The 24,037-nt window shown below is 63.0% G+C and carries 23 protein-coding genes; 11 read left to right on the forward strand and 12 right to left on the reverse strand.

What is annotated here, in order from left to right; all coding sequences use genetic code 11:
- Genes AC4PTT_RS17470 through AC4PTT_RS17485 form a run of 4 tightly spaced genes read left to right on the forward strand, consistent with a single transcriptional unit; the run spans nucleotide 1 to nucleotide 3,913 of the window.
- Nucleotides 1-1,365 carry an aminotransferase family protein gene (locus tag AC4PTT_RS17470; RefSeq protein ID WP_206544594.1) on the forward strand — a complete coding sequence of 455 codons (1,365 nt, stop codon included), beginning with the start codon at nucleotides 1-3 and terminating at the stop codon, nucleotides 1,363-1,365.
- 8 nt (nucleotides 1,366-1,373) lie between these two features.
- On the forward strand, nucleotides 1,374-2,342 hold the full coding sequence (gene kce, locus AC4PTT_RS17475) for a 3,5-dioxohexanoate:acetyl-CoA acetone transferase (RefSeq protein ID WP_162742241.1): 969 nt from the start codon (nucleotides 1,374-1,376) through the stop codon (nucleotides 2,340-2,342).
- A 30-nt stretch (nucleotides 2,343-2,372) separates the two neighbouring features.
- The gene (locus tag AC4PTT_RS17480) at nucleotides 2,373-2,891 is read left to right on the forward strand and encodes a GNAT family N-acetyltransferase (RefSeq protein ID WP_206546940.1); all 519 of its coding nucleotides are present in this window, start codon (nucleotides 2,373-2,375) and stop codon (nucleotides 2,889-2,891) included.
- A gap of 2 nt (nucleotides 2,892-2,893) precedes the next feature.
- The gene (locus AC4PTT_RS17485; RefSeq protein WP_113156166.1) at nucleotides 2,894-3,913 is read left to right on the forward strand and encodes a histone deacetylase family protein; all 1,020 of its coding nucleotides are present in this window, start codon (nucleotides 2,894-2,896) and stop codon (nucleotides 3,911-3,913) included.
- A 46-nt stretch (nucleotides 3,914-3,959) separates the two neighbouring features.
- Here the strand turns inward: AC4PTT_RS17485 and AC4PTT_RS17490 are convergent, their stop codons facing one another.
- On the reverse strand, nucleotides 3,960-4,679 hold the full coding sequence (locus tag AC4PTT_RS17490; RefSeq protein ID WP_492161758.1) for a copper homeostasis protein CutC: 720 nt from the start codon (nucleotides 4,677-4,679) through the stop codon (nucleotides 3,960-3,962).
- The gene (locus AC4PTT_RS17495; RefSeq protein ID WP_492161759.1) at nucleotides 4,663-5,565 is read right to left on the reverse strand and encodes an ROK family protein; all 903 of its coding nucleotides are present in this window, start codon (nucleotides 5,563-5,565) and stop codon (nucleotides 4,663-4,665) included. Before AC4PTT_RS17495 ends, AC4PTT_RS17490 begins: the two co-directional genes overlap by 17 nt.
- Before the next feature lie 70 nt (nucleotides 5,566-5,635).
- On the opposite strand from AC4PTT_RS17495, the gene AC4PTT_RS17500 reads away from it, so the two are divergent.
- Nucleotides 5,636-6,637 carry a LacI family DNA-binding transcriptional regulator gene (locus tag AC4PTT_RS17500; protein WP_065815699.1) on the forward strand — a complete coding sequence of 334 codons (1,002 nt, stop codon included), beginning with the start codon at nucleotides 5,636-5,638 and terminating at the stop codon, nucleotides 6,635-6,637.
- 65 nt (nucleotides 6,638-6,702) lie between these two features.
- On the opposite strand, the gene AC4PTT_RS17505 is transcribed toward AC4PTT_RS17500, so the two are convergent.
- The 9 genes from AC4PTT_RS17505 to AC4PTT_RS17545 all read right to left on the reverse strand — a co-directional run bounded on the left by AC4PTT_RS17505 (nucleotide 6,703) and on the right by AC4PTT_RS17545 (nucleotide 14,642).
- On the reverse strand, nucleotides 6,703-7,497 hold the full coding sequence (locus tag AC4PTT_RS17505) for a transporter substrate-binding domain-containing protein (RefSeq protein ID WP_113154146.1): 795 nt from the start codon (nucleotides 7,495-7,497) through the stop codon (nucleotides 6,703-6,705).
- Nucleotides 7,498-7,516: 19 nt separating this feature from the next.
- Nucleotides 7,517-8,434, reverse strand: coding sequence for an isoaspartyl peptidase/L-asparaginase (locus AC4PTT_RS17510; RefSeq protein ID WP_492161760.1), 918 nt, complete (start codon nucleotides 8,432-8,434; stop codon nucleotides 7,517-7,519).
- A gap of 3 nt (nucleotides 8,435-8,437) precedes the next feature.
- Nucleotides 8,438-9,172 carry an amino acid ABC transporter ATP-binding protein gene (locus tag AC4PTT_RS17515; protein ID WP_492161761.1) on the reverse strand — a complete coding sequence of 245 codons (735 nt, stop codon included), beginning with the start codon at nucleotides 9,170-9,172 and terminating at the stop codon, nucleotides 8,438-8,440.
- A 1-nt stretch (nucleotide 9,173) separates the two neighbouring features.
- On the reverse strand, nucleotides 9,174-9,845 hold the full coding sequence (locus tag AC4PTT_RS17520; protein ID WP_206546935.1) for an ABC transporter permease subunit: 672 nt from the start codon (nucleotides 9,843-9,845) through the stop codon (nucleotides 9,174-9,176).
- Nucleotides 9,842-10,516 carry an amino acid ABC transporter permease gene (locus tag AC4PTT_RS17525; RefSeq protein ID WP_222473790.1) on the reverse strand — a complete coding sequence of 225 codons (675 nt, stop codon included), beginning with the start codon at nucleotides 10,514-10,516 and terminating at the stop codon, nucleotides 9,842-9,844. Before AC4PTT_RS17525 ends, AC4PTT_RS17520 begins: the two co-directional genes overlap by 4 nt.
- Nucleotides 10,517-10,867: 351 nt before the next feature.
- Nucleotides 10,868-11,674, reverse strand: coding sequence for an amino acid ABC transporter ATP-binding protein (locus AC4PTT_RS17530; RefSeq protein ID WP_113154141.1), 807 nt, complete (start codon nucleotides 11,672-11,674; stop codon nucleotides 10,868-10,870).
- A complete protein-coding gene (locus AC4PTT_RS17535) occupies nucleotides 11,671-12,618 on the reverse strand; it encodes an amino acid ABC transporter permease (RefSeq protein WP_206544586.1) in 948 nt (315 codons plus the stop codon). Before AC4PTT_RS17535 ends, AC4PTT_RS17530 begins: the two co-directional genes overlap by 4 nt.
- 38 nt (nucleotides 12,619-12,656) lie before the next feature.
- Nucleotides 12,657-13,514, reverse strand: a complete 858-nt coding sequence (locus tag AC4PTT_RS17540; RefSeq protein WP_475080470.1) for an ABC transporter substrate-binding protein — start codon at nucleotides 13,512-13,514, stop codon at nucleotides 12,657-12,659.
- 111 nt (nucleotides 13,515-13,625) lie between these two features.
- Nucleotides 13,626-14,642, reverse strand: a complete 1,017-nt coding sequence (locus AC4PTT_RS17545) for an isopenicillin N synthase family dioxygenase (protein ID WP_206544584.1) — start codon at nucleotides 14,640-14,642, stop codon at nucleotides 13,626-13,628.
- A gap of 97 nt (nucleotides 14,643-14,739) precedes the next feature.
- Here AC4PTT_RS17545 and AC4PTT_RS17550 point away from each other — a divergent pair, with 97 nt between their 5' ends.
- The 6 genes from AC4PTT_RS17550 to AC4PTT_RS17575 all read left to right on the forward strand — a co-directional run bounded on the left by AC4PTT_RS17550 (nucleotide 14,740) and on the right by AC4PTT_RS17575 (nucleotide 20,141).
- Nucleotides 14,740-15,684 (forward strand): nucleoside hydrolase, encoded by a 945-nt coding sequence (locus AC4PTT_RS17550; protein ID WP_113156163.1) that lies wholly within the window; start codon nucleotides 14,740-14,742, stop codon nucleotides 15,682-15,684.
- 176 nt (nucleotides 15,685-15,860) lie between these two features.
- Nucleotides 15,861-16,511 carry a TetR/AcrR family transcriptional regulator gene (locus AC4PTT_RS17555; RefSeq protein ID WP_113156162.1) on the forward strand — a complete coding sequence of 217 codons (651 nt, stop codon included), beginning with the start codon at nucleotides 15,861-15,863 and terminating at the stop codon, nucleotides 16,509-16,511.
- 164 nt (nucleotides 16,512-16,675) lie between these two features.
- Nucleotides 16,676-16,873: a hypothetical protein gene (locus tag AC4PTT_RS17560; RefSeq protein ID WP_113154138.1), complete on the forward strand. Its 198-nt coding sequence runs from the start codon at nucleotides 16,676-16,678 to the stop codon at nucleotides 16,871-16,873.
- A gap of 174 nt (nucleotides 16,874-17,047) precedes the next feature.
- Nucleotides 17,048-18,010 carry a helix-turn-helix domain-containing protein gene (locus AC4PTT_RS17565; protein ID WP_206554304.1) on the forward strand — a complete coding sequence of 321 codons (963 nt, stop codon included), beginning with the start codon at nucleotides 17,048-17,050 and terminating at the stop codon, nucleotides 18,008-18,010.
- 148 nt (nucleotides 18,011-18,158) lie between these two features.
- Nucleotides 18,159-19,676 (forward strand): aldehyde dehydrogenase, encoded by a 1,518-nt coding sequence (gene adh / locus AC4PTT_RS17570; protein WP_492161762.1) that lies wholly within the window; start codon nucleotides 18,159-18,161, stop codon nucleotides 19,674-19,676.
- Between the two features lie 105 nt (nucleotides 19,677-19,781).
- Nucleotides 19,782-20,141, forward strand: a complete 360-nt coding sequence (locus AC4PTT_RS17575; RefSeq protein ID WP_113156161.1) for a DUF779 domain-containing protein — start codon at nucleotides 19,782-19,784, stop codon at nucleotides 20,139-20,141.
- A gap of 3 nt (nucleotides 20,142-20,144) precedes the next feature.
- On the opposite strand, the gene metH is transcribed toward AC4PTT_RS17575, so the two are convergent.
- Complete coding sequence (gene metH / locus AC4PTT_RS17580; RefSeq protein ID WP_492161763.1) at nucleotides 20,145-23,927, reverse strand: methionine synthase; 3,783 nt, start codon at nucleotides 23,925-23,927, stop codon at nucleotides 20,145-20,147.
- Between the last annotated feature and the right edge of the window lie 110 nt (nucleotides 23,928-24,037).

The following is a 24,037-nucleotide window of genomic DNA, read 5'->3' on the forward strand; positions in this document are numbered from 1 at the left end:
ATGCAGAATGAAACTTCGACACAACGCCCCCCGTCTCACCTCTTCTACCAGTCGCGCCTGCGCCGGCCGCTGGTGGACCGCGCCGAGGGCATTTATCTGTGGGATCAGGAAGGCCGCCGGATGATCGACGGGTCGAGCGGCGCAATGGTCGTCAATATCGGCCACGGCAACCGCAACGTGCTCGACGCGATGAAGCGCCAGATGGACCGCGTGACCTTCGCCTATCGCCTGCACTTCGAGAACGAGCCGGCAGAAGACCTGGCCCGTATGGCGGCGGAGCGCCTGCCGGAAGGCATGGACCGCATCTTCTTCGTTTCCGGTGGTTCCGAAGCGGTGGAATCCTGCATCAAGCTTGCCCGCCAGTGGGCGCTTGCCGTGGGCCAGAGCGAACGCTGGAAAGTGATCTCGCGCTTCCCCTCCTATCATGGCGGAACGCTGGGCGCGCTTGGCGTGACCGGCTATGCGGCGCTCAGCGACCCGTTCTCGCCGATGATGCGCGAGATGCCGAAAATCCCGGCTCCCACCGCCTATCTCGACCGTGACAATCTCACGATGGAGCAGCGCGGCATCAAATATGCCGACATGCTGGAGGAGAAGATTCTGGCCGAAGGCCCGGAGAGCGTGCTCGCCTTCATCATGGAGCCCATCGGCGGCGCTTCGACCGGCGCGCTGGTTGCGCCCGACAGCTATTTCCCGCGCATCCGCGAGATCTGCGACCGCTACGGCATTCTCCTCATCCATGACGAGGTGATGAGCGGCGTGGGGCGCACGGGCAAATTCCTCGGCGGCGACCACTGGAACTGCAAGCCGGACCTGATCGCGCTCTCCAAGGGCTTTGCCTCCGGCTATTGTCCGCTTGGCGCGATGGCCGCTCCCTCCCGCCTCGTGAAGCCCGTTCTCGATGCCGGCGGTTTCCAGCACGGTTTCACCTATGCGGGCAATCCGCTCGCCTGCGCGGCCGGTGTCGCAGTGCTCAACGAGATCGACCGTCTCGGCCTGATCGACAATGCAGCCCGGATGGGCGAGGTGCTGAAGGGCGAGCTTGAACGCCTCTCCGAGCGCTTCCCCTTCATTGGCGACGTGCGCGGCAAGGGGCTTCTGCTCGCTGCCGAATTCGTCTCCGACCGCGAGACGATGAAGCCCCTGCCCAAGGAGCTCAACGCGCATCAGCGCATGGTCGACATGGCCTATGAGCGCGGGCTCATCATCTATTCCAGGCGCACCCGCGGCGGAGTCGAGGGCGATCACTTCCTCGTCTGCCCGCCCATGATCGTCACACGCGAAGAAATCGGGTCCATCACGGCCATTCTGGGCGACACGCTCGAGGCACTGGCCGCCGAACTCGATCTTCCCGTCAACCGCTGAGCTGCACCATGACCAAAGACACAAAGACCGATGGCATGAAGAAAAAGCCGAACCGCAAGGTCGTCGTGACCTGCGCGGTCACCGGCTCCGTGCACACGCCCTCCATGTCGCCTCACCTGCCGATCACGCCTGACCAGATCGCCTCCGAGGCCATCGCGGCGGCAGAGGCCGGCGCGTCGATCCTGCATCTGCATGCCCGCGATCCCGAGGATGGCCGTCCCTCCGCCGATCCGGCGCTGTTCATGCAGTTTCTCCCGCGCATCAAGCAGTCAACCGATGCGGTGGTGAACATCTCCACCGGCGGCTCCTCGCTGATGAAGCTGGAAGACCGCATCGCCGCAGCCCTGCGCGCCGAGCCCGAAATGTGCTCGCTCAACATGGGCTCGATGAATTTCGGCCTCTTTCCGGCGCTGGAAAAGAAGACCGACTGGCAGCACGAATGGGAGCCGCAGCTTCTTGAGGCAACGCGCAGCTCCATCTTCCAGAACACTTTCGCCGACATGGAGAACATCCTGACCCGGCTCGGACAGGGCTGCGGCACGCGGTTCGAGTTCGAGTGCTACGATGTCGGCCACCTCTATTCGCTGGCCTATTTCCGCGATCGCGGGCTGGTCTCCGGTCACCTCTTCATCCAGTTCGTGTTCGGCGTGCTGGGCGGCATTGGCCCGGACCCGGAGAACCTCACGCATATGAAGCGCATTGCCGACAAGCTTTTCGGCGACGATTACAGCTTCTCGGTTCTGGCCGCCGGCCGGCACCAGATGCCGATGATCACCATGTCGGCAGCCATGGGCGGCAATGTGCGTGTCGGGCTGGAAGACAGCCTGTACAATGGACGCGGCGAACTGGCGCGCTCCAATGCGGATCAGGTAAAACGCATCCGAACCGTTCTGGAGGCCCTCTCGCTGGAGATCGCCTCTCCTGCCGAGGCGCGCGATCTGCTGGGCCTCAAGGGAGGCGACCGGGTCGCATTCTAGAACAAGTGAGAACGCCCCGGGGAAGATCCCATGCCGAACCACGCCGTTGCCGACACCGGCTTTTCGATCCGCCCCGCGACGGCGGATGACGCGCAGACCATCCACCGCGCCATCATGGATCTTGCCGCCTATCTGGGCGAACAGGACCGCGCGGTCTCGCAGGTGGAGGATTTCCGCCGCTTCGGCTTCGGGCCGGACGCCGCCTTCTCCTGCCTGATCGCAGAGGCCGACGGGGCGTTTGCAGGCCTCAGCCTCTTCTTCCCCGTGTTCTCCACCTGGCTCGGCAAACCCGGCGTCTACGTGCAGGATCTCTACGTCTCGCCAGCGGCGCGCGGGCGCGGCGTGGGCGAGGCCCTGCTGGCCGCCACGGCGGCCTGGTCACAGGCGCGCGGCGGAGCCTATCTGCGGCTTTCGGTCGATGCCGAAAACCGCAACGCAAAAGCATTCTACGCCCGGCTGGGCATTGGCTGGAACGAAAACGAGCACGCGCATGCCGCCTATGAGGCAACATTCGAGGCGCTGGCCAGCCGTCAGACAAGACAGGAGTGATGATGAAAGCCTTCTACGCCGTAGAGCAGAAACAGCACAATCCGAAAGCCTTCCTCTCCAGCGGTGCGCCGCAGCCGAACCCGGAACAGCCCGAGCGGACAGAGCGTCTTCTTCTGGGCGCGAAAGCCGCCGGCTGCGCCATCGAGCGTCCCCGCGAACACGGGCGCGGTCCCATCGCAGCCATCCATACGCCGGAATATCTGGACTTTCTGGAGCACATCTACACGCGCTGGCAGCGCATCGAGGGCGCATCCGAAGAGGTGATCCCGAACATTCACCCGCTTGGCCGCAATGGCCGCTACCCGGCTTCTGCCGTGGGACAGGCCGGCTACCACATGGCCGACACCGCCTGCCCCATCTCGGCCGAGACCTGGGACAGCGCCTGCTGGAGCGCGTGGAGTGCTGTGGAAGCCGCCGAAGCCGTGATGAGCGGTGCGCCCGCCGCCTATGCGCTTTCGCGCCCGCCCGGCCACCACGCCTTTGCCGATGCCGCCGGCGGCTTCTGCTTCTTCAACAATTCGGCAATCGCCGCGCAGCATCTTCGCAAACAGGCTGCCCGCGTCGCCATTCTCGATGTCGACCTGCACCACGGCAATGGCACGCAGGGCATTTTCTATGCCCGGCCCGACGTGCTCACCGTCTCCATCCATGCCGACCCGGTGCGCTTCTACCCCTTCTTCTGGGGGCACGCCGACGAGCGTGGCGAAGGACCGGGCCTTGGCTACAATCTCAACCTGCCGCTGCCGCGCAAATCGGGTGATGAAGCCTTTCTGGAAGCGCTTCAGCCTGCCTTCCGCCGCATCCGCGCCTTTGCGCCGGACGCGCTGGTCGTGGCGCTCGGCCTTGATGCATTCGAGGGCGACCCCTTCGGCGGACTGTCCGTCAGCACGCCGGGCTTCGCCCGCATGGCGGAGGCGATCTCCAGCCTCGGCCTGCCAAGCGTCATCGTGCAGGAAGGCGGCTATCTGTGTGACGCGCTGTCAGACAATCTGACTTCGTTCCTCACGGGCTACGCCTCCTGATCCGGCCACCAGGCGGTTCATCGTTTCCACAAATCGATGAACCGCTCTAAAGGCTTTCAAGCACCGTCTTCATCTGCCGGATTTTCTCCGCCGAGGTCCGGCGTTCGGTCTGTGGCGCAAAGCCGAATGCGGCAAGCCGCTCATCGGTCGGCACAGAAATTCCACAAGACGCATGAAACGCGCTGATGCCCGTCCGCTCGAAAATCGCTGCGGCATTCTCCGGGGCGACACCGGACCCGACCATGATCTCGATGCGCTCGCCGGCATGCGCCTGCATGTCTTTGAGTGCCGAGAGCCCGTCAATGGCCGCCAATGCGCCGCCTGACGTGAGAATTCTCTCAAAACCAAGCGCAATGGCCGTGTCGATCGCCGCCAGCCGGTCTTCCACCGTGTCGATCACGCGGTGCAGGGTGCGCCCCATGCCCTCGCTGGCCGCGCAGAGCACCGAAAGCACGGCTTCGTCGAGATGGCCATCAGCGGTGGCCGCCCCCAGAACCACGCCGGCAAGGCCCGCACCCCGCGCCGCCGCAATGTCATCCACCATCAGCGCAACCTCACGCGCGCCAAAGCAGAAATCGCCCTGGCGCGGCCGGATCATGGCATAGGCCGGCACGCCGCACCCTGCCGCCGCCCGCATCAGGCCAAGCGATGGCGTCAGCCCGCCAAGCGGCAGCGCCGAGCACAGTTCGATCCTGTCCGCCCCGCCTTCGACGCAGGTTTCCACGCCTTCAAGCGTGTCCACGCAAACCTCAAGCGTTGCCCGCATTGTGTGCCTCCCTTGCAAAGATTGCAGCGCCCACCAGCGCCTTTTCCGCACCGCCCTGAACCGGGACAAGCAGCCGTTCGCTACGCTCGATCAGGCAGCGCTGACGCACCTCTCTATCAAGCGCTTCAATGAGTGTTTCATCCTGCGCCAGCCCGCCGCTGACCGGGATGATGGACGGATCGACCATGTTGACGATGTTGGCCAGCGCGCCGCCGACAATGTCGAGAAAGACATCGACGGTGCGTGTCGCCCATTCCTCGCCGGCATGCCATTGCGCAAGGATCGTCACGCTGTCGCTCTCGATGCCATGCAGGTGCCGGTGCAGCCGCTCGATGCCGCGCGCAGCCCCCAGCGTATCGACACAGCCCACCTGGCCGCAGCCGCATTCAATCGCAGGCAGTACGGTGCCCGTGCGCATGGCGCTTGCCGGGCCGTGACCCCATTCGCCCGCATTGCCGGTCGCGCCCGTCATCACCCGGCCATCGATCACCACCGCGCCGCCAATGCCCGTTCCGATGATTGCGGCGAGCACCTGCCGGTGTCCGACGCCCACGCCCGTCTGCGCTTCGGCTAGCGCAAAAGCGTTTGCATCGTTGATGACATAGACCGGGCGCGAGAGTGTTTCGCGCAGATCCTCCGCCACGTTGCGGCCGGTGATGCAGGGAATGTTGGCGCTGCGCGCAAGCCCGGTCACGGGATCGATCACCGCCGCGATGGAGATGCCCACCGGCGCATCGCCCTCGCCTGCCATCGCCTTCACCGTTTCGCGAAAAGCGTCGTAATCACGCGCGAGCGTCGCCTGCCTGCCGCGAATGACGGGCCTGTTGTCCGATCCCGTGTCGGCAACGATGGCTTTGGACCCGCCGATGTCAAAACAACATATCATTTCAATTCTTTCGTGTTTGATGGCATAAGGCCGCGAAGGCCAGAACATTACAAGAAGACCGGAAAAATCCATGCCCGAAGACAAACCCGCGCGACGCAAAAGGCCGACGATTGCCGATGTCGCAAAGCGGGCGGGCGTGGCGCCGGCGATTGTCTCCCGTGCGCTCTCGCCGGAGCGCCGTCCGGTCTCGCGCGAGAAGCGCGAGCGTGTTCTGAAGGCCGCCGCGGAGCTTGGCTACAACCAGAACCCGCTGGCGCGCGGCCTGGCCACCAATTCGCTCGACATGGTGGCGGTCATCGTCAACCACATCACCGATCTTTCCGACCTCGACCTGTTCGACCCGCTGCTCGAAGCGATCCAGGCGCTCGGCAAGCAGGCCGTCATCATCCGTGTCGGCAACACCGAGAAGATCGAGGACTTTCTGCGCAACAGCGCCGCGTTTCATGTTCATGCGGCGCTGGTCTTTTCCGACTTCGCCGACGCCGAAGGCGTGCGCACGCTGTTCCACAGCGACAATGTTCTGATGCTCAACGGGCGCTTCGACGCCAAATCCGCCTACATCACCATCGACGAGGCGGCAGGCATTCGCGAGGCCGTGACGCGCGCGCTGGAACGCGGGGCGAAGACCGGCGCGCTGGTCACCGGCCGTCAGACCTCGCTCATCGAGCAGGCCCGCATTCAGGCCTATCGCGACATCTGCGCCGGGGCAGGTCTCGATCTCGTTCAGGAGCTGCAGGGCGATTATTCCTATGCGTCGGGGCTCAGCCTTGCCGGCCGCATCGACGGCGCAAGCCTTCCCGATGCGATTTTCTGCACCTCGGACGCCATGGCCATGGGCATGATGGACGGGCTGAGGGCGCGTGATCTTCTGCCGCCGCGCGACTATCGTCTTTACGGGTTCGACGCCGTGGTGAACGCCAATTTCAACGCCTTCGACATTTCCTCGATCGGCTTTGACAAGGCGGAACTGATCCATGGCATTTCGATGTTTCTGAAGGATCCCGCCGGCTATCGCGACCACCCGGAAGTGCATGAACTGCGCACCCGTTTCGTCGAGCGCAGCACCGGCTGACAAACCGACATTCGATCAATGAGAATGCCCGCCGGCAAGGTTGCTCGCCAGCGGGCCGTTCGGGTTTACCAGAGCGGGTTCAGCTCCGGCGGGTTGGCGTCTTCGCCCCACCACTTCTTGTAGTTCGCCTCATAGGCGCCGGACTGGATGTAGTCCGAGACGAACATGTCGAGCCAGCGCACGAAGTCCGGATCGCCCTTGGCGACGGCGATGCCGATCGGATCGTTGGAATAGAGACCCGGCACCGTGACCAGACCTTCTTCCTGTGCTGCGAGATAGTCGAGCATGGAGGAATCCTCGATGCCGGCGTCAACGCGCTTCTGACGCAGCAGCAGAACGCCATCCGGCGAGAACGTGTCGGTATAGACCAGCTCCGCACCCGGCACTTCACGCTTCAGGAAGGCTTCGCCCGTGGTGCCGCGCCCCACAACGACGCGCTTGCCGTCGAGATCGGCGAGGGTCTTGATCCCTGCATCGGTCTGGGCAATCACGCGCAGGCCGGCGCGGTTGTAGGGGATCGAGAAGCTCACCGCCTTGGCGCGGGGCAGCGTTGCAGACGTGTTTGCGACCACGATGTCGAGCTGGCCGGAAACCAGCATCGAAACGCGCGCATCGCCCGAAACGTCGGTGAACTCCACCGGCACGCCGATCTTCTCGGCAAGCAGGGTGGCCACGTCCACGTCGTAGCCGACGGGGTTGTTCTTGTCGTCGCGGAAGCCGATGGGCTCGCCGCCCAGCGACACGCCGATGCGCACCTTGCCGCGCTCGATGATGTCATCCAGCATGCCGGCTGCCGCCGGTCCGGCGAGCGCGGCACAGGCCGCCAGCGCCACGATGGTCTTCTTCACGAGAGATTTCATTGAACTCCTCCTTCTTAAATCAGATCGGTTGCGATTGCCGCTTTTCCGGAGCGGCCATGGAAGGCTCCCAGAACCAGTAGGCAACGGTGCCCTGGCCATGGAGATTGACGACACGGTGATTGCCGTGCGTGTCGAGCGCGTGGATCACCACTTCGCCGATGAAACCGGTGTCGAGCGCGAGCAGATCGTCGGCTGCACTCTGGATCGCGTCATCGAGAGACAGACCGCATTTCATGCCGTGCACGATTGCGTGCGCCGTCGCCGAACGCATGGTCATCTCGCCGGTATGCGTGCACGCCGCCGCGCCATAGCGGCTGTCGGCGTAAAAGCCTGCGCCGGGGATCGGGCTGTCGCCCACGCGGCCCGGATATTTCCACGCCCAGCCAGAAGTCGAGGTAACGGTCGCGATCCCGCCGGTCTGGTCCTGCCCCAGAAACACGGTCGTGTCGCGCACCCGCTCGGGGTCGGTGATCGCGCCCAGAAGCCCCGCCAGCGGGGTGTCGGGGAAAGCACCCTTCTGTTCCTCGGTCATCAGGCCGTCGAGCTTTTCCCACCAGACGCGCTTGCTGTCCGGATAGAGCATGTCATCGGCCGTGAAACCGATTTCATCTGCAAACCTGCGCGCGCCCTCTCCGGTCAGCATCACATGGGGCAGCCGGCGCATCACCTCGCAGGCGAGCGCGGCCACATGCAGCGTGCGTGGCACGGCGGCCACCGTGCCCACGGCGCGGGTCGTCCCGTCCATCACACCAGCGTCGCATTCCATCACGCCCAGCATGTTGGGCCAGCCGCCATAGCCGACGCTGCGCACCTTCGGATCGGCCTCCACGAAGCCGATGCCGCGCACCAGCGCATCCACGGCGGGTTTCCCGTTCTTCAGGTCGGCAATGGATTCGGAAAATCCGGCTTCGGCCTCGCAATTGGCAAGAAGTATCACGCGTCAGTCTTTCTTCATCTTGGTCAGGAACTGGCGGATGCGCGGCACGGCAAAGCCGCCATCCTCCGCAAAGAAACGTTCGGTGGGCATGTCGACGATGAGCTCGCCCTGCTCCAGAAAAACGATGCGGCTGGAGATGCGCCGCGCAAACTCGACCTCGTGGGTCACGAACAGCATCGTCGTGCCGCCACGCGCAAGCTCGGCCAGAATGTCCAGAACCTCGCCCGTCATCTCCGGATCGAGCGCGCTCGTCACCTCGTCCAGCAGCAGGTAACGCGGGTCCATCGCAAGCGCCCGGCAGATGCCCACGCGCTGACGCTGGCCGCCCGAAAGACGCTGCGGATAGGCCGATGCAAGATCGGCGAGCCCCACCAGCTTCAGGAGTTCGCGCGCCCGCGCCTCGGCTTCCGCGCGCGGTTTCTTCAAAACGTTGATCGGCGCCAGCGTGATGTTCTCCAGCGCCGTCATGTGCGGGTAGAGATTGAACAGCTGGAACACCGTCGCCGAGCGCCGCCGCGCCGCCGCGAGCCCCGCCTTGGTGGACACATCATTGCCATCGACGGTGATCCGCCCGCCAGAGAGGACCTCCAGCCCGTTGATGCAGCGGATCAGCGTCGACTTGCCCGAACCGCTCGAGCCCAGAATGGTCACCACCTCTCCCGGCTCGATGGTCAGGTTGATGCGCTTCAGGACCGTCGTTTCGCCAAAGCGCTTTTCGACGTTTTCAATGACAATCATGTCAGATTCCTTCCCAGACGACCGACCTGCGCAGCCGCTTTTCAATGCGTGCGCCCACACTCGCCAGAAGCTTTGCCAGCGCGTAGTAGAGGAGCCCCACCACGGTCCACACGATGAATGGCTCGAGCGTGCGCAGATTGAGAATGTTGCCGATCTTGGTCAGATCGAACACGCCGATGACCGAGATCAGCGATGTGACCTGAAGCTGGTTCACCAGAAGGCCGACCAGCGGTCCGATGGAGAACGCGGCAGCCTGCGGCAGAAGCACGAAGCGCAGGATCTGCCAGCGCGAATGCCCATAGACCTTTGCCGCCGCCACCTGCTCCGCCTCCACCGCATCGATGCCCGAGCGGAAGATCACGAATGCAAACGCCGCCGTGTTCAGGCTGATGGTGAGCGATGCCGCCACGAATGGCGTCATGTTGATGTGAAAGAAGGCCGGCAGCCCGAAGAACACCAGAAAGAGCTGAACCAGAACCGGCGAGTTCTTGAGCGCTTCACTGACCGTGACAATCACCTGCCGCAGCACCGGCACGCGGTAATAATCCACCAGGGTGAAAAGCGCCGCGATCAGAAGCCCGACAAGCGTGGTGAGCGTGAAGAGCCCCACCGTGACGCCCAGCCCCTGCGCAAGCAGCACCAGATCGTAGGGCGTGAAGTCTGCATACCTCATGCCGCGCCTCCCGTATCCATCGCCCGGTTGAGCCGCCGGTGAACCGTGTTGATCAGAAGCGACAGCGCATAGGTGAGCGAGGCGTAGAGAACGAGCAGCACGAGATAGACCTCGAAGGGCTTGAAGGTGGTCGAAGCCACGATCTTGGCGGTGCCCGTCAGTTCATTGATCGTGATCGTCGACAGGATCGAAGAGGTCAGAACCATGTTGATCAGCACCGAGCCCATCGGGCGCACGGAGGTGCGCAGCGCAATTGGTAGAACGATTTTGGTAAAAATGGTCCAGCGGCTGAGGCCACTCACCTTCGCCGCCTCGATCACTCCCTGATCCACCGCCAGAATGCCCGAGCGGATGACATCGGAAACAAACGCGCCGCCGATGATCGACAGGGCGATCACCCCGGTCTCGAACGCGCCGATATAGATGCCGATTTCCGGCAGGCCGTAGAAGAAGAAAAAAAGCTGAACGATGAACGGCGTGTTGCGGAACACGTCGCTATAGGCGAACGCAACCCCGCGCACGATCCGGTTTCCGGACGTGCGAAGCGACGCCATCAATGCCCCGATGAGAACCGCCCCGATGATCGCCAGCGTACAGGCGAACACGGTGAGCAGAAACCCGTCGAGCATGAAGGGCAGGTGCGGCCGAAGCGTAACCCAGAGCTGATTCAACGTCCCCCCTCTCCTCAAAAGTGAAAGCGCTTTCATTTAATGAGACAGTCGCCGCCCGTGTCAAGGCCGCAGGCGCGGATTCATACCGCCCGTCCATGGAAAGCATGTTGATTGTGGAAGAGGCATGACGCCCGTGAGATCTGCTCAACGGCGCGACTGGAGCAATTCCAGGAAAAGTGGGAACCGGTTTTCCGTCCGGAATTGCGCAAGAGCAATGAATGAGGGCGTTTTTGCAATTCCAGGAAAAGGGGGAGCACTCTAACCCCGAAAAATCAAAAAGCTGACCCCGCCTTCCGGCAGAACGGGAGACGGGGTCGAAAGCGCTGGAAATTAATCTACCGGCAAACCGGATCAGAGCACCTTGGAGAGGAACTCTTTCGTGCGCGGCGACTGCGGATTGGCAATCATTTCGCGCGGGTTGCCCTCTTCGACGATCACGCCGCCATCCATGAAGATCAGCTGGTCACCGATCTCGCGGGCAAAGCCGATTTCATGGGTCACCACCACCATGGTCATGCCGGTTTCGGCAAGATCGCGCATGACCTGCAGAACCTCGCCCACAAGCTCGGGATCGAGCGCGGAAGTGGGTTCGTCAAAAAGCAGAACCTTGGGCTTCATCGCCATGGCGCGGGCAATGGCCACGCGCTGCTGCTGGCCACCGGAGAGTTCGCGCGGATAGCTGTCGACTTTCTCGGACAGGCCGACACGGGCGAGCAGCTCCAGCGCCTCGCTCTTGGCCTGCTCCACCGGCACGCGGCGCACATGCACCGGCGCTTCGATCAGGTTCTCCATCACCGTCATGTGCGAGAACAGGTTGAATGACTGAAACAGCATGCCGATCTCGGCGCGCCGCTGGCAAAGCTCGTTGTCCTTCACCTCATAGAGCCTGTCCTTGCGCAGATCGTAGCCAACGAATGCGCCGTCGACGAGCAGAATGCCGCCGGTCAGCTTTTCCAGATGGTTGATGCAGCGCAGGAACGTGCTCTTGCCGGAGCCGGAAGGCCCGATGATGCAGGCGACCGAGCCCTTCGGAACGTCGATGTCCACGCCCTTCAGAACGTCCAGCGTTCCGAAGGATTTGCGCACGCCGCGCGCGAACACCATGGAGTCTTCCGGCACGCCGAAGCGGGCGCGGTTTTCAGATGGAGTGTTGCTCATGTCGCCGCTCCCTTTGCGCGTGTTCCGAAGGCATTGCGCAGGAAGCGCGTGGTCAGGGACTGGCTGCGGGTTTCACTGCGGCCGAAATGGCGTTCCAGGAAATGCTGCCCCACCGACATGATCGAGACCACGGCGAGATACCAGACGGCCACCACGATGAGCAGCGGAATGGTCTCGAAGGTGCGCGCATAGATCGACTGCGCCGAATAGAACAGGTCGTCCACGGCGATGAAGGTCACCAGCGAGGTCAGCTTCAGAAGATTGATTGCCTCATTGCCCGTCGGCGGCACGACGAAACGCATGGCCTGCGGCAGCACGATGCGCTTCAGGATGTTGCGGTAGGGCATGCCCAGTGCGCTTGCCGCTTCCGACTGGCCGGTCGGCACCGACTTAATGCCGGCGCGGATGATCTCTGCCATGTAGCCCGCCTCGCAAAGCGAGAGCGCCACAACGGCGGAGAAGAAAGGCGTCATGAAATCATTGGTGCGGATCGAGAAGATTTCGCCGACGAAAGGAAGCGTCAGCGAGAATTCGCGCACCAGCAGCGCCAGGTTGAACCAGAAGATCAGCTGGATCAGCGCCGGCACGCCGCGGAAGAACCACACATAGGCGCCCGCAAAGCTGCGCAGCACCGGGCTCGGCGACACACGCATCACCGCGACGATGGTGCCAATGACGATCGCCAGGAACATGATGACGACCGTCAGCACGAGCGTGGTCATGAGACCGCTCATGATCGACGGATGGAAGAGGTAGCCGGCGGCTGTCTCCCATCCGAAGGCCGGATTAACGGCAAAGGCGCGCAGGATGAAGTACGATAGCACCAGGGTGAACGCCGTCCCGATCCAGATGCCGTAATTGCGGCGCGGCACGACGACGAGACGGTCGACCTCCTCCACCACGGATGGCTGGGGCCGAGCCTTGCTCGTATCAACCTTGCTCATCGTTTCTCCAAACTCGCTGCAGTGGGACTACAGGCCGATTACTCGGCCCGCAGCGCTTCCATGGTGTCGACGAAATAGGGTTCCTTGATCGCGTAGGCGCCCATTCCATACTTGTCGAGGATCGACTGATAGGTGCCGTTCTCGAACAGTTCGGCGAGTGCCGCGACCATCATGTCGGCGGTTGCCTGATCGCCCTTCGCAATGGCGAGGCCAAGCGGCGCGACGTCATAAAGCGTCGGCAGAACGACGAGCTTGCCATTGCTGGTGACCTCGAAATAGCTCGATGCGGTCGCGTCATCCACGCGGGCGTCGATGCGGTCGGCGAGCACGGCCTGAATGATGTCCGTCGACGTGTTGAACACCGACTTGTCGATCGCTTCCTTGCCATTCTCGGTGCATTCGGCGCTCAGCTTGTCGACCAGGAAGTCGGAACCGCTGCCCGCCGACACGCCCACGCGCTTGCCGCAAAGCGGCATGTCGCCGGCGAAGTCGTCCTTCTTCTCCGGCGATGTCGAAGCCGCGATGCCGGCCTTGATGAACATCACGAAGTCGACCTGCTCCAGGCGCTCGGGCTTGGCCGAAAAGGTCTCCCAGGCAATCTTGAAGCGACCGGCCGCCAGGCCGGGGATCATCGAGGGGAACGGGGTGCGCTGCACATCAAGCTCGGCATCCACCAGCTTGGCGACTTCGCCGGCCAGTTCGATGATGATGCCGGTCGGCTTGCCGTCTGCATCAAGATACTCGAAAGGCGCGAAATCGATCGTGTTGGCGACCGACAGCTTGCCGCTTTCCGTGACTTCCGGCGCAACCGGAATGTCGGAAGCCGATGCCGAAGCGCTCAGCCCCATCAGTGCGGCAAGGCCGAGGCCCGCCATCTGCGAAACATGTTTGTTCATACCCGTTCTCCTCTGGACTTATCCATATATGCCTCAGCCCCCGAGGCATAATCCCTTTGAAAACGGCCCTGGCGTCCTTCGGGACGATCAAGGCCGTTTCAAGCGCGAAGATCAGTTCGCCGCAGCTTCTTCAGCGGCTTTCTTCTTGCGGTAATGATAGTTCTTGTCGATGCGCTCCATCAGGTAATCCCCATAGAGCACCGGCTCGTATTTCGGTGCAGCGCCCTCGGGCACGCAGGCCGGCAGCGCTTCGATCTGCGCTTCCATCGACGGATCGAAGAAGAAGGGCTGCGAGTAACGCTCACGGCCCGACCGGTTGATCACCCGGTGCGGCGTGGAGACGAACACGTCGTTCGACCAGCGGGCGAGGATGTCGCCCACATTCATGACGAAGGAGTTCGGGATCGGCGGAGCCGGCACCCAGTCGCCACCCTTGTTCTTGACCTCGAGACCGCCGACATCGTCCTGCGCGAGCAGGGTGATGAAACCGTAATCGGTGTGCGGTGCGGAGCCGAACAGCCCCTCTTCCGCCGGCTGCGTGGGATAGTGCAGAAGGCGCAGGAAGGTGGTCGGATCGTCGAAATGGCTGTTCAGCTCGTCCGGCGACAGGCCGAGCGAGATGGAGATCGCGCCAACCATCTTGCGGGCCAGCGTGTTCATCTGGTCCACATAGCGCTCGATGGTCTCGCGAAACTCCGGCAGCATCACTGCGTCCGGCCACTGGTTCGGCCCCTGAAGCGGCTTGTCGGCAGCCACGCGCGGATCATCAGCGTCGACCTCATGCATGAAGAAGAGCGACTCGCTCTGGTTCGGCTTGCTCACGGTCGCAACCGACGAGGTGACGATGGTGGAGCCGGCGAACGGCAGATAACCGCGGAAGTTCTTGTCGATCCGCAGTTTCAGCTTTTCTTCTTCGGGCAGAGCGAAGAACTGCCGGCTCGCCTCGCGTACGGCCTCGATGTCCTCCTGCGCGATCTGGTGACCGACAATGTAGAGGAAGCCGATGTTTTCCAGATAGCCGCGCAGCGTCGACGCGACTGCGCGTACGGCGTCCTCGTCGCCGCCATAAAGACCCGAGACGTCGAGAACCGGAATCTCCGAAAAATCGCCGCGTTCACTCGTTGACATGACCACCATCCCAGCTTGAAGATACTATACAGTACTGTATTTATGCATATCGGATTGTGCTCGGCAATAGCCGAATCAGACGGAAATGGGAACCGACATGGCGCCACGTAAGATCATCATCGATACCGACCCGGGGCAGGACGACGCCTTCGCGATCCTGTTCGCCCTGGGTTCCCCGGAAGAACTCGAAGTGGTTGGCATCACGACCGTTGGCGGCAATGTGCCCCTTTCGCTCACCACCAAGAACGCGCTCAAAGTTGTGGAACTTGCAGGCCGCCCCGACGTGCCGGTCTTCGCAGGCTGCCCCGGACCGATGGTGAAGCCTCTGATGACGGCGGAATATGTCCACGGTGAAACCGGGCTGGACGGCGCCGAACTCCCCGAGCCGACGACGCCGGTGCAGGACGAGCACGCCGTCAACTGGATGGTTCGCACGATCATGGACGCGCCCGAAGGCGAGATCACCGTCTGCACGCTCGGGCCGATGACGAACCTCGCCATGGCCATGACCATGGAGCCGCGCATCATCCCCCGCATCCGCGAAGTCGTGCTGATGGGCGGCGGCTTCTTCGAGGGCGGCAACGCCACGCCGGCAGCCGAGTTCAACATCTTCGTCGACCCGCATGCGGCCCACAAGGTGTTCCACTCGGGCGCACCCGTCACCATGGCCCCCATCGACTGCACCTACACCGCACAGATGACGCCGGAATGGCTCGAAACGCTGGGCGCCACCGGCAGCCGCGCCGCACTCGAGGCCGCCAACATGGCCGGTTTCTTCTGCCAGTATGGCGATCACAAATTCCCGACCAAGGCGCGGCCGATCCACGATGCCTGCGTCACCGGCTATCTGCTCGTTCCGCAGGCCTATGAGCAGCGCGAGTGCTATGTCACGGTCGACATCTCCTCGTCCGAGACCATTGGCATGACGGTGGTCGACTGGTGGCACGTCACCGGCAAGCCGAAAAACGTCAATGTGCTGCGTCGGATCGATCCGGCTCCGTTCTTCGACCTCATGCTGGAGCGCATCAGCGCCCTGCCCTGACGCAATTGCGGCAATGCACGATGGCGCTGCGCACCCAACGGGGTGCGCAGACCACTTTAGAGTTTACGGATGACCGGCCCCGCAACTTCTGTTAGCGAAAGCCGTTCGACAGGAAAGAGACCAGCAGGTTCCCAGAACAACAGCGCGTGAATGCGCACCAGAAGTGGAGGCAGCCCGTGGCGCAGAAGAAGGCATCGAAATCCGCAAAGGACAAGAAGACGTCATCGCGCCAGACGCTGTCCCGTGAAGCCTGGGCCAGGGCGGCGCGCAAGGTTCTGGAAAAGCGGGGCATAGCCGAGGTCAAGATCGACCGCCTCGCCCGCCACTTCAAGGTCACGCGCGGCAGCTTCTATTTCCACTTTTCCAGCCTAAAGGATCTCCACGAAGAGCTTTTGAACGAATGGCGTCGCGCCAATTGCGCGCCCTTCGAGGCCAAGCGCGACATCACCGATGTCGACGGGCTGCAGTTCTTCACGGAGATCGTTCACATCTGGGTGGATGAAGACCCTTTCAGCCCGCTTCTGGATCTCGCCGTGCGTGACTGGTCGCGCACCTCGAAAGCGCTCGGTCAGGAAGTCGCCCGCATGGACGACCTGCGCATCACGCTCCTGCAACGCGCCTTTCGCGCCATGGGATACGGGCCGGAGGAGAGCCTTGTGCGCGCCCGGCTGACCTATTTCCACCAGATCGGGCAATACGCGCTCTCCTTCAAGGAAGATCCCGACCAGCGCAAACGCCATGCGCCCATTTACGGAAAAGTGCTGCTCGCGCCGCTGGTCCAGGAGCCCAACCTGCCAAAAGACTGGCAGGACGGGGAAGACCGTTAAACGGCAACCAGTTATCGCGTTTAAAGGCTTCACGACCGGCAAGAAGCGCGAAATCAGTGCATTTCTGCAACTATTTCGAGCCGGCTAAGAATAAACCGTTGACGAAAGAAAATTTCTAAATAGGTTGCCGCTACGTAATTTCGGGTGGGGGCCCTATGGGACGAGTGATCGAGATCATCGCAATCGCGGTGATCTGTTGGGGTGTGTTGTTTTCATTTTTCTGGGTGGTGAACACCGCGTTTTTTTGCCCGCGCTATTCCAATGCGCAGGCTGCAATTCATATTGCGGAAGCTGTCGGCCTCTGCGTCATCATCATCTTTCTTTTGGACTTATTTATCGCCCGGGTCAGCCAGAGGAAGTAGCGGTTCGAGTATTCAGCATCGCCCGCACCGCATCTCATCCAATGGTCTATTGACAGATCCGCTCCAGCAAAGAGACTGACTGAAAGACACTGTCAGACGGCCCGGGAGGCCGGGAGCCAAGACAGCGTGGAGGCGCTGGCTGGCAGTGGCAGGCAAACCATGGGGAGGAAAGCCATGGATGGACGCAGTCTGTCGTATCATGCGGACAGGGTTCTGGCGGCGGTCGATTCCAATCGCTCGGCCAAGTCCGCGCTCGTGGCGTCGTGGCAGCGCTCCTGCCGGCTCCATCGGCTCGACCCGGCCGAACGCCGCAACCCGGAACGCATTTCCGATGCTGAACTGGCGGCCGCCCGCGCACGGCTCGAACCGCTTCTCCGCTCCGCGCAAACCCCGCTCGACCAGCTTTTCCTCGCCGTCGGCAGCTCCGGCTGCTGTGTGGTTCTGGCCGACCGGCAGGGCATTCTGATGGAACGGCGCGGCACGCCGGGCGATGACGAGACCTTCCGCCAGTGGGGGCTTTGGACCGGCACGGTCTGGAGCGAGCAAAGCGAAGGCACCAATGGCATCGGCACCTGCCTCGTGGAGCGCCGCACGCTGACAATCCACCGCGACCAGCACTTCCACTCCCGCAACACGCTTCTCTCCTGCACCACCGCGCCGGTCTACGATCATGAGGGCCATCTGGCGGGCGCGCTCGACGTTTCTTCCTGCCGCGCCGACTTGACCGACGGCTTTGTCAGTCTCATCGCCACCGCGGCCAGCGATGCCGCCCGCCGCATCGAGGCGGAAGCGTTTCGCCTCGCCTATCCTCAGGCGCGCATCATGCTCCTGCCGGCGGCGGACCCGTCCGCCCTCATCGCGGTCGACGGCGACGATCTGGTGATCGGTGCAACCCGCACGGCCCGCGCGCTTCTCGACCTCCCGCCCGGCCCGCTTGCCAATCCACTGCCCGCATGCGACGTGCTGGGCGGCCCGCAGACCGCGTCGCCCGGCCTTGCCGGGGCCGAGCGCAGCGCCCTTCAGCGCGCGCTTGTCAGCGCCGGCGGCAATGTTTCCGAGGCTGCGCGCCAGCTCGGCATTTCCCGCGCCACCATGCATCGCAAGATGGCCAGGCTCGGCGTCGGCCGCACCCATTAGCGCCTTCCGGGATGTTTTGATGCGTCACCTGTCGCAGATCTGAGACAGGTGACGCACGCCCCCGCTCTTCCCCCTCTGCCGCACCGGAAAACCCGCGCCTACCCTTCCCTTCATGCCGCATGACGCGGTTTGAATTCGGGAGGATTTCATGAACAAGGTTGAATTCGCACGCAGCGCGAAAGCGCCCTTCGCAAAGCGTTATGACAATTTCATCGGCGGCGCATGGGTCGCGCCGAAATCCGGGCGCTATTTCGAAAACACCTCGCCGGTCACCGGCCAGCCGCTGGGCGAAATCGCCCGCTCCGACGCAGCCGACGTGGAGCTGGCGCTCGACGCCGCCCACAAGGCCAAGGACGCCTGGGGCCGCACCAGCCCGGCAGAACGCGCCCTCATGCTCAACCGCATCGCCGACCGGATGGAAGAAAACCTCGAGCTTCTGGCGCGCGCGGAAACCTGGGACAATGGCAAGCCGATCCGCGAAACGACCGCAGCCGACGTACCGCTCGCCATCGATCATTTCCGCTACTTTGCCGGCGTCCTTCGCAGCCAGGAAGGCTCCATCTCGCAGATCGACGACGATACCGTCGCCTATCATTTCCATGAGCCGCTGGGCGTGGTCGGCCAGATCATCCCGTGGAACTTCCCGCTTCTCATGGCCTGCTGGAAGCTCGCGCCTGCGCTCGCCGCCGGCAATTGCGTGGTGCTGAAGCCCGCCGAGCAGACCCCGGCCTCGATCATGCTGTGGGCCGATCTCATCGGCGACATTCTGCCGGAAGGCGTTCTGAACATCGTCAACGGTTTCGGCCTTGAAGCCGGCAAACCGCTCGCATCCTCCAACCGCATCGCCAAGATCGCCTTCACCGGCGAAACCACGACCGGCCGGCTCATCATGCAGTATGCCAGCCAGAACCTGATCCCGGTCACGCTGGAGCTTGGCGGCAAGTCGCCCAACATCTTCTTCAAGGATGTCACCGCCGAGGATGACGACTTCTTCGACAAGGCCATCGAGGGCTTCGTCATGTTCGCGCTCAACCAGGGCGAGGTCTGCACCTGCCCGAGCCGCGCCCTCATCCACGAGGAGATCTATGACGCGTTCATGGAGCGCGCCCTGAAGCGCGTGGAGCAGATCGTGCAGGGCGACCCGCTCGACCCGGCCACCATGATCGGCGCGCAGGCATCCTCCGAGCAGCTTGAGAAGATCCTGAGCTACATCGACATCGGCAGGCAGGAAGGCGCGGAAGTGCTGACCGGCGGCGAGCAGGCGCATCTGCCCGGCGATCTGGCCGGCGGCTACTACGTCAAGCCGACGGTCTTCAAGGGCCACAACAAGATGCGCGTCTTCCAGGAAGAGATTTTTGGCCCCGTCGTTTCGGTCACGACCTTCAAGGACGATGCCGAGGCCATGGAAATCGCCAATGACACGCTCTACGGCCTGGGCGCAGGCATCTGGAGCCGAGACGCAAACCGTCTCTACCGCTTTGGCCGGGGCATTCAGGCGGGCCGCGTGTGGACCAATTGCTACCACGCCTATCCGGCCCATGCGGCCTTCGGCGGCTACAAACAGTCCGGCATCGGCCGCGAAACGCACAAGATGATGCTCGACCACTACCAGCAGACCAAGAACATGCTGGTCAGCTACAGCCCCCAAAAGCTGGGCTTCTTCTGATAAAAGGAAAGCCGGCTTTCGCCGGCGTCAGACTGGCCTTTCCCCGTTCGCGGGGGAAGGCATCCGCTTCGATGGAGCTTCCCCATGTGCAACAGCGCCAGACCCATGTCCAACAAAGCCAGACATGACAAGGTTTCTGCAACGCCCGAAGCGCGTGCGCTTCTGGACGAGATCATCGCCGATCACGGCCCCGTCCTCTTTCACCAGTCGGGCGGCTGCTGCGATGGATCTTCACCCATGTGCTACCCGCGCGGCGATTTCATCGTCGGCGATCAGGACGTGCTTCTGGGCCATATCGGCGACACGCCGGTGTTCATCAGCGCATCGCAGTTCGAGGCGTGGAAACACACCGACCTGATCATCGACGTGGTGCCGGGGCGCGGCGGCATGTTTTCGCTCGATAACGGGCGCGAAAAACGCTTTCTCACCCGCTCGCGCGTCTGCGCCGCACCCGTCCGCGAATAGGCCCTATTCGGCGGCTTCCGTGTAGGAGGCCGGCAGATAGTTGAGAACCGGCCCGAGCCAGCGCTCCACATCCCCCACGGCCATGCCCTTGCGCGCGGCATAGTCTTCCACCTGGTCGCGCTCGACCTTGGCAACGCCGAAATAATAGCTTTCGGGATGCGACAGGTAGAGGCCCGAGACCGACGAGCCCGGCCACATGGCCATGCTTTCGGTCAGTTGCACACCCGAATTCTTCTCCGCATCCAGAAGCCTGAACAGCGTCACCTTCTCGGTGTGGTCGGGTTGCGCCGGGTAGCCCGGAGCCGGGCGGATGCCGAGATACGGCTCGGCAATCAGCTCTTCAGGCGTGTAGTTTTCGTCGCCCGCATAACCCCAGAACTCCTTGCGCACCTTCTCATGCATGCGCTCGGCAAAGGCTTCCGCAAACCGGTCGGCCAGCGCCTTCACGAGGATCGAGTTGTAGTCGTCATTTGCCCGCTCGAAGCGCTCGGCAATCGCCACTTCCTCGATGCCCGCCGTCACGACGAACCCGCCGATCCAGTCCGGCTTGCCGCTGTCCACCGGCGCAACGAAGTCCGACAGCGCGACATTCGGCTTGCCGCCGCGCTTGGTAAGCTGCTGGCGCAGGGTGAAGAAGGTCTCAAGCTCTTCTTCGCGGGTTTCATCCGTGAAGAGCCGCACATCATCGCCAACCGCATTGGCCGGCCAGAAGCCCACCACTGCGCGCGGTGCGAACCACTTCTCGTCGATGATCTTCTTCAGCATGGCCTGCGCATCGGCAAAGAGCTGCCGCGCCGCCTCGCCCTGCTTCTCGTCCTCGAGAATTTTGGGGTAACGCCCCTTCAGTTCCCAGGTCTGGAAGAACGGCGTCCAGTCGATGTAGCGCGCCAGCTCCTCAAGATCCCAGCTTTCGAACACTTTCGTGCCGGTGAAGGCGGGCTGCGGCGGCGTGTAGTCCGCCCAGTCGATCCGGTGCGGATTGGCGCGCGCCCTTGCGATCGGCAGACGCTGCTTCTCGCGCTCGGAGCGCTCATGCGCCTCGGTCACCTTGCGATATTCCTCGCGCACGCCATCGATATAGCCGCCACGCGCGTCCGGCGAAAGCAGGTTCGAGACCACGCCCACCGCACGGCTCGCATCGTTCACGTGAACCGCCTGCCCGCGATCATAGCTCGGATGGATCTTCACCGCCGTGTGAACACGGCTGGTCGTCGCACCGCCGATCAGAAGCGGGATGTCGAACCCTTCGCGCTCCATTTCGGCTGCCACATGCACCATCTCGTCAAGCGACGGGGTGATCAGGCCGGAAAGCCCGATAATGTCGACCTTCTCTTCGCGCGCGGTCTCGAGGATCTTTGCCGCCGGCACCATCACGCCGAGATCGACGATCTCGTAATTGTTGCAGGCGAGAACCACGCCGACGATGTTCTTGCCGATGTCGTGCACATCGCCCTTCACCGTGGCCATCAGGATCTTGCCGGCGCTCTGGCGTTCGCCGCCGCCATTGGCCTTCTTCTCCTCCTCCATATAGGGGAGCAGAACGGCCACGGCCTGCTTCATCACGCGGGCGGATTTCACCACCTGCGGCAGGAACATCTTGCCTGCGCCGAACAGGTCGCCGACCACGTTCATGCCGGCCATCAGCGGCCCTTCGATCACGTGCAGCGGGCGCTCGGCGTTCAGCCGCGCTTCCTCGGTGTCCGCGTCAATATATTCTGTTATGCCGTTGACCAGCGCATGTTCCAGCCGCTTCTCGACCGGCAGCTCACGCCAGGAAAGGTCCTTTTCCTTGGCCTCGCGCCCGCCAGTGCCGCGAAAACGCTCGGCAATCTCCAGCATGCGCTCCGTCGCCGTGCCGCCGGCCTTCGGCGTGCGGTTCAGAACCACATCCTCACAGGCCTCGCGCAGCTCGGCATCGATGGCATCGTAGACAGCCAGCTGACCGGCATTGACGATGCCCATATCCATGCCCGCCTGAATGGCGTGATAGAGGAACACCGCGTGCATTGCCTCGCGCACGGGCTCGTTGCCGCGGAACGAGAAGGAAAGGTTCGACACGCCGCCCGAGATATGGACATGCGGCAGGGTGCGAATGATCTCGCGCGTCGCCTCGATGAAGTCGACACCGTAATTGTCGTGCTCCTCGATACCGGTCGCGATCGCGAACACATTCGGATCGAAGATGATGTCTTCGGGAGCGACACCGGCCTTCTCGGTCAGAAGCCTGTAGGCGCGGGTGCAGATTTCCACCTTGCGCGCTTCCGTGTCGGCCTGACCGGTTTCGTCAAAGGCCATCACGACCATCGCCGCGCCATACATGCGGCACAGATTGGCCTGATGCAGGAACGACTCCTCGCCTTCCTTGAGCGAGATGGAGTTCACCACGGCCTTGCCCTGCACGCATTTCAGGCCAGCCTCGATCACCTCCCATTTGGAGGAGTCGATCATCACCGGCACACGCGCGATATCGGGTTCGGCCGCCACCAGGTTGAGGAACTCGATCATCGCCTTCTTGGAGTCGATCAGGCCCTCATCCATGTTGATGTCGATGATCTGCGCGCCGCCTTCCACCTGGTTGCGCGCGACATCCAGAGCGGTCGCGTAATCACCGGCGGTGATGAGCTTGCGGAACTTTGCCGAGCCCGTGACATTGGTGCGCTCGCCCACATTGACGAAGGGAATGTCGTCGGTCAGCGTGAAGGGCTCGAGCCCCGAAAGGCGCATCTGCGGCGCACGTTCGGGTATGCTGCGCGGCGCGTGCCTGGCCACCGCGTCGCGGATTGCGGCAATGTGCTCCGGCGTCGAGCCACAGCAGCCGCCGACCACGTTGATCAGCCCCTCGCGCGCAAACTCCTCGACCTGCGCAGCCATGGTCTCCGGGCTTTCGTCATACTGGCCGAAGGCGTTCGGAAGACCGGCGTTCGGATAGGCGCAGATCAGCGTGTCGGCCACGCCCGAAAGCTCCGCCAGATGCGGGCGCATGGCCGCAGCGCCCAGCGCGCAGTTCAGACCGATGGTGAGCGGCTTGGCGTGCCGCACCGAATGCCAGAAGGCCGTCGGCGTCTGGCCGGAAAGCGTGCGTCCGGAAAGGTCGGTGATCGTGCCGGAGATCATCACCGGCAAGCGCACGCCGCGCTCTGCGAAGATTTCCTCGCATGCGAAGATCGCCGCCTTGGCGTTCAGCGTGTCAAAGATGGTTTCGATCAGCACGATGTCCGTGCCGCCATCGAGCAGCCCGCGCAGCTGTTCGCCATAGGCGACGCGCAGATCGTCGAAAGTCACGGCGCGGTAGCCGGGATTGTTGACGTCCGGCGAGATGGAGGCGGTGCGGTTGGTCGGCCCGAGCGCACCGGCCACGAAGCGGCGCACGCCGTCCTTCTGCTCGGCGCGGATCGCCGCGCGGCGGGCAAGCCGCGCACCGTCGCGGTTCAGCTCATAGACCATGTCTTCCATGCCGTAATCGGCCTGGGCGATGGTCGTGGAAGAAAAGGTGTTCGTCTCGAGAATGTCCGCGCCCGCCATCGCATAGCGGAAGTGCTCTTCCTCGATGGCCTTGGGCTGCGTCAGGTTGAGCAGATCATTGTTGCCCTGCTGGTGGCAGGCGCAGCCGGTGAAGCGGTCGCCGCGGAAATGATCCTCGTTGAAACCCAGGCCCTGGATCTGCGTGCCCATCGCGCCGTCGAGGATGAGAATGCGCTCGCGCGCGGCCTTGTTCAGCGCGGCGAAGATTTCCGATCCGTCCGGCTTTTCGCCGACCGGCCCAAACAGTTCATCGATAGACGGCATGTGCGACGCTTTTCATCCTTGATACGACAATGGACCTGCATCACATAAAGATATCTTTATGTCAACATGCAGGTCCGTTGATCATATCGCGGTCCAGCGTCGCATCCATG

This window comes from Nitratireductor sp. WH36-1 (assembly GCF_058725515.1).